The 5,201-nt window shown below is 40.1% G+C and carries 7 protein-coding genes; all 7 read left to right on the top strand.

What is annotated here, in order from left to right:
* Window positions 1–141 precede the first annotated feature (141 nt).
* Complete coding sequence (locus tag Selli1_RS17815) at window positions 142–621, top strand: transcription termination/antitermination NusG family protein (RefSeq protein ID WP_281874411.1); 480 nt, start codon at window positions 142–144, stop codon at window positions 619–621.
* A 197-nt stretch (window positions 622–818) separates the two neighbouring features.
* Window positions 819–1,352, top strand: a complete 534-nt coding sequence (locus Selli1_RS17810; protein ID WP_281874409.1) for a transcription termination/antitermination NusG family protein — start codon at window positions 819–821, stop codon at window positions 1,350–1,352.
* 103 nt (window positions 1,353–1,455) lie between these two features.
* Window positions 1,456–2,019, top strand: a complete 564-nt coding sequence (locus Selli1_RS17805) for a PglD-related sugar-binding protein (RefSeq protein ID WP_281874407.1) — start codon at window positions 1,456–1,458, stop codon at window positions 2,017–2,019.
* Between the two features lie 43 nt (window positions 2,020–2,062).
* Window positions 2,063–2,686 carry a sugar transferase gene (locus tag Selli1_RS17800; RefSeq protein ID WP_281874406.1) on the top strand — a complete coding sequence of 208 codons (624 nt, stop codon included), beginning with the start codon at window positions 2,063–2,065 and terminating at the stop codon, window positions 2,684–2,686.
* Window positions 2,687–3,583 (top strand): NAD-dependent epimerase/dehydratase family protein, encoded by an 897-nt coding sequence (locus Selli1_RS17795; protein ID WP_281874405.1) that lies wholly within the window; start codon window positions 2,687–2,689, stop codon window positions 3,581–3,583.
* 1 nt (window position 3,584) lies between these two features.
* Entirely contained in the window at window positions 3,585–4,748 is a 1,164-nt protein-coding gene (locus Selli1_RS17790; RefSeq protein WP_281874404.1) for a glycosyltransferase family 4 protein, read from the top strand.
* Window positions 4,741–5,103: a glycosyltransferase family 2 protein gene (locus Selli1_RS17785; RefSeq protein ID WP_281874402.1), complete on the top strand. Its 363-nt coding sequence runs from the start codon at window positions 4,741–4,743 to the stop codon at window positions 5,101–5,103. The genes Selli1_RS17790 and Selli1_RS17785 overlap by 8 nt, the downstream gene beginning before the upstream one ends.
* Window positions 5,104–5,201: the final 98 nt, after the last annotated feature.

Here is a 5,201-nt window from a genome sequence, read left to right as displayed (position 1 = left end):
AAGATTTTATTCCTGATTTTATTAACGTCAATATTCTTGTCAAAAATTTTTTATTCCGAAGAAACGCCCTGTTTTCTGATCATTTCCATGTTGAATTTGTCATTTCCAAGAGTATCACACTCTGCGAAATGATAGTAGGTGGTGAGCGTCATCTGGTACGCAGTGCGCTGTGAAGCGGGAAACGAAGAAAAAACAGCAGAAAAGTGGAAGCAAAAGCTTACGGGACAGGGCGGAGAGGCCTTTGTCTTTACCTATGAGAAGATGAAACGCTACGAAGGCAGCTGGCATCTGCTCCGGGAGCCTCTCTTTGCAGGGTACATCTTTCTGGTGGTCAAAGACGAGATGATCCCGGAAAAGGAAGATGATCAGAGCTTGATTCCTGTCGGTACGGAAGAAACCAGATTTCTGGAGGAGATCGGCGGGAAGGAGCACCACATCCCGATGTCACGGGGCTATATCAAAGAAGGACAGACCTGTGTGACAGAAGGACCGCTTTGCGGGCGGGAAAGCCAGATCCGCAAAATTGACCGACATAAGCGTCTGGCACGTCTGGAATGCCCGGTGGATCAGTATCAGAGAAAAGGACTCTGGGCTGGCCTTGAAATTGTATCAAAAAGCTAAAAGCCGCACGCCCGGATAAGGAGTGCGAAAACGGAAAAGAAGTTTGGAAAACAGCTGTGATAAGAAGTCATGGCTGCGGAAAAAACGGATAAAAAGGAAAAATAGAAGTCTGAGGTGAAAGACTTAAAAAAATTTTTTCACCGCAGATATGGCGAAGCTATGTCAAAAAACAGATAAGCTTCCCAGAGAGGAGAGTTATGTGGTATGTCATACAGACCATGACAGGGAAAGAAGAAGAACTGACAGAAGTGTTGGATAAGATGTTGCCACAGACGATATGTGAAAAAAGCTTTTTGATCAAACGGGAGACATGCTGGAGATTGAAAGGCGAACACAAGATACAGAAAGAAATTCTGTTTCCGGGGTATGTGTTTGTCAAGACACAGATTCCGGAAACATTGTATTATCAATTAAAAAAAGTACCGAAGCTTTCCAAACTGCTAAGCGACGGGGAAGAAGAATTCCTGCCGGTCCGGGAGGATGAGCAGGAGTTTCTGGAAAGCCTGATCACGATCGAACAGGATGAGGAAAAAGAAGAGTACATCGTAAAACGGTCAGAAATAGAAACCGATGAAGAAGGAAATATCGTCTGGGCCGGAGACCCTCTTTCACAGTATCTCGGAAATGTGGTCAGAAAGAGGATCCGGAAACGGTACGTTGTCATAGAAAAAGAACTGTTCGGGAAGAAACGGACGGTTCTTCTTAGTATCCGGCTAAAAGGGGAAGAATAAGGGGAAACGTAGAAAGCTACGAAATCATTATATATAGAAGAAAAAAGATCGAATAAAAGATAGAAAACAAAGCAGGGATTTCCAAACAAGGAGATCCTTATTTTTGTGTAAAAAAGTAAGGAGTGAGGGAAAGAAGATGAAGAATCTTCTGATTTTAGGAGCAGGAGGACATGGGCAGGTAGTTGCAGAGACGGCACGTGCCATGACCGATGCGGAAGGTAAGCCTTTATACGATAAAATCAGCTTTCTGGATGATCTGAAACCAGCAGCGATTGGCAAATTAAGCGAAATGCCATTATTTAAAAAAGAATATCAGGAAGTATTTCCGGCAGTTGGAAGCTATGAGCAAAGACTGGAAATGTATACGAAAGGAAAACGTTTTGGCTTTACAGTTCCAGTTTTGATTCATCCAGAAGCATATGTCAGTCCGTCGGCAACGATTGGTGAGGGGACAGTGATTCTGCCAAAAGCCGTTGTACATACGGAAGCGACGATTGGGAAGGTATGTATTCTTTCAATTGGAAGCCTGACTGATCATGATTGCGTGCTGGAAGACGGCGTCCATCTGGACTGTGGAGCAATTATTAAAGGAAGTAAAATTCCGGAGGGAGAGAGGATTCCCTGCGGAATGGCGATAGAAAATCAAAAAGAAATGAGAAAGGGATAACTAAAGGGAGCCGTAAAAGCCCTTTGAAAATGGGAGTGTAGTCATGAGAAAAAGAAACTATCTGAAGAAAAAACAATATCTGGACATCTATTTATCTTTGATGGCGCTGGTGTTCCTGTCGCCATTCTTTCTTGCGCTGATGATCGCAATCAAACTGGATTCACCAGGGCCGGTCTTTTTTAAACAGAAGCGCGTAGGAATTCACAAAAAACATTTTTACATTTTGAAATTTCGGACCATGCGGACAGATACGCCGAAAGATATGCCGACCCATCTTTTAAAAGATCCGGATCAGTATATTACAAAAGTCGGAAAGTTCCTGAGAAAAACATCTCTGGATGAGCTGCCGCAGATCATCAATATTCTGAAAGGTGACATGGCGATTATCGGGCCGAGACCGGCGCTCTGGAATCAGTATGATCTGATCGAAGAACGTGACAAGTATGGAGCAAACGATATTCTTCCGGGACTGACCGGATGGGCACAGATCCACGGAAGAGACGAGCTGGAAATTCCGGAGAAAGCAAAGCTGGACGGCTATTATGTGGAGAATTTAAGCTTCGGTCTGGATGTGAAATGCTTCTTTGGTACGATCCTTTCTGTGCTGCGGTCAGACGGCGTGGTAGAAGGCGGAACCGGAGAGATGAAGAGGAGAGGTAAGAAATAGATGAAGCGAGTATTGATTACAGGGAAAGACAGCTATATCGGAACTTCTTTCATCAGCTGGGTGAAGGAAAAGCATCCGGGAGAATTTGAAACAGAGGAGCTGGATATGATCGACGGCACATGGAAGGAAAAGGATTTTTCCGGATATGATGCCGTTTTTCATGTAGCAGGACTGGCCCATGCGGATGTAGGACATGTATCTGCGGAGACAAAAGCATTTTACTACAAGATTAACCGGGATCTGGCAATTGAAACAGCAAAGAAAGCAAAAGAAGACGGAGTAAAACAGTTTGTCTTTATGAGCAGCATGATTATTTATGGAGAGAGTGCCGGAGTAGGAAAACGGAAAGTAATTACCAGAGAAACGAAACCTCATCCGGCAAACTTTTATGGAGACAGCAAATGGCAGGCCGATAAAGGCGTGAGAAAACTACAGGATGAAGAGTTTCATGTAGCAGTGGTACGACCTCCGATGATCTATGGAAAAGGGAGCAAAGGAAATTATCCGGTGCTGGCTAAGCTGGCAAAGAAACTGCCTGTTTTTCCAGATGTAAAAAATGCCAGAAGTATGCTGCATATTGAAAATCTGTGCGAGTTTTTAAGTCTGTTGATGGAAAGCGGGGATGGAGGAATCTATTTCCCGCAAAACAGAGAATATGTACGGACAAGCCAGATGGTCAAACTGATTGGCAAAGTCAGTGGACATAAAGTACAGGTCACAAAACTTTTAAATCCGGCAGTATGGATTGCAGGGAAAATACCGGGGAAAGTATCCGGTTTGGCAAACAAAGCATTTGGAAACATGGTGTATGAGAAAAGTATGAGCGACTGTTTTGACAGGAAATATCAGATTTGGAATCTGAAAGAAACGATAAAAAGGACTGAGGGAGAAGCATAAAATGAAGAGAATGTTAATGCTTGCATCAGTAGCATCTATGATCGATCAGTTTAATATGCCGAACATAGAATTGCTTCAGGAAATGGGATATGAGGTACATGTTGCATGTAACTTTGAAAAAGGCAGTACCTGTACAGATGAGAAGGTTCTGGAATTAAAGAAAAAACTAAAACAATTGCATGTGAGATTTTTTCAGATCGATTTTGAAAGAAATGTCATGAAATTGAATCAGGATCTGAAAGCATATAAACAGGTATTGAAACTGGTAAGAAAATATCATTATACGTTTATTCACTGCCATTCTCCGATAGGAGGAGTAGTAGGAAGGCTTGTGGGACATAAGACAAACACGAAAGTTATTTATACGGCGCATGGGTTTCATTTTTACGAGGGAGCTCCACTTCTGAACTGGTTAATTTATTATCCGATAGAGAAACTTCTTTCAAGATTTACAGATGTATTAATTACCATTAATCAAGAAGATTATCATAGGGCGAAAAGTAAATTTCATGCGAAAAGAGTGGAATATGTTCCGGGTGTAGGAATTGATATTAAAAGATTTCAAAATGTAAAGGTGGATATACTGCAAAAAAGAAAAGAATTAGGAATTAGATCGAAAGATATTGTGTTGTTATCTGTAGGAGAACTAAATAAAAATAAAAATCATGAGATTGTTATCAAGGCATTATCAGGATTGGACAGACCAGATGTGAAGTATTTACTAGTAGGTCAGGGTGAGTTGAAGAACTATCTAAAGAATTTAGCAAGAAAATTAGAAGTAGAGGATCAAGTGAAGTTTTTAGGATTTAGGAGTGATGTCGCAGAAATATATAAAATTGCGGATGCTTTTATTTTTCCATCAAAGCGGGAAGGTTTGGGGTTAGCAGCAATAGAAGCTATGGCTAGTGGACTACCTTTGATTACGTCAAACATACACGGTATCAAAGATTATTCTAAAGAAAATATTACAGGTTTTTTGTGTGATGCAAATGATTGGAAAACATGGAAAGTTAAAATTGAAAAAATATTGAAAGAAGAAAAAGCAAGAAAAGAGTTTGGCAAAAATAATATAGAAATAGCGTCACAATATGATGTTAAAAAAATTAGTTCTATTATGCATAAAATTTATTTTTCTGTAAATGCGGAGGAAATATCAAATGATTAATGAGAAGGCAAAGGTATCTATAATTATGGGTGCTTATAACTCAGAAAATTGTATAGATACGGCTATACAATCCATTATAGAGCAGACATACACTAATTGGGAACTGATTATTTGTGATGATGCCTCTACAGACAATACGTATGAGTTATTATTAAAGTGGAAAAAAATTGATAGTAGAATATATCCTATTAGAAATGCTAAAAATTTGGGGTTAGCTAGAACATTGAATCACTGTCTAAAATATTCTACAGGAGAATTTATTGCAAGAATGGACGACGATGATAGGTCATATCCAGAAAGAATCCAAAAGCAAGTGAATTTTTTGAATAATAACTCAAACTTCGCACTTGAATAAGTGCCTATGCACCTTGAAAATTCAATAAGTTCTGGCAATAAAATAGCATGAAACCATCTGGTTTGATATAATTGAATTGACCAAAAAACAATTAAAAC

Origin of the sequence: Sellimonas catena, assembly GCF_027924685.1 — a bacterium.
Taxonomy (GTDB): Bacteria; Bacillota; Clostridia; order Lachnospirales; family Lachnospiraceae; genus Sellimonas; species Sellimonas catena.
The sequence above is the reverse complement of the archived record's forward strand: the minus strand, read 5'-3'. Positions and strand labels throughout refer to the sequence as shown.

What these genes read in the sequence shown, in the direction of transcription:
- Selli1_RS17810 (WP_281874409.1), top strand. Translation starts at nt 819, where the DNA reads ATGTGGTATGTCATACAGACCATGACAGGGAAAGAAGAAGAACTGACA.
- Selli1_RS17785 (WP_281874402.1), top strand. Translation starts at nt 4,741, where the DNA reads ATGATTAATGAGAAGGCAAAGGTATCTATAATTATGGGTGCTTATAAC.
- Selli1_RS17800 (WP_281874406.1), top strand. Translation starts at nt 2,063, where the DNA reads ATGAGAAAAAGAAACTATCTGAAGAAAAAACAATATCTGGACATCTAT.
- Selli1_RS17795 (WP_281874405.1), top strand. Translation starts at nt 2,687, where the DNA reads ATGAAGCGAGTATTGATTACAGGGAAAGACAGCTATATCGGAACTTCT.
- Selli1_RS17790 (WP_281874404.1), top strand. Translation starts at nt 3,585, where the DNA reads ATGAAGAGAATGTTAATGCTTGCATCAGTAGCATCTATGATCGATCAG.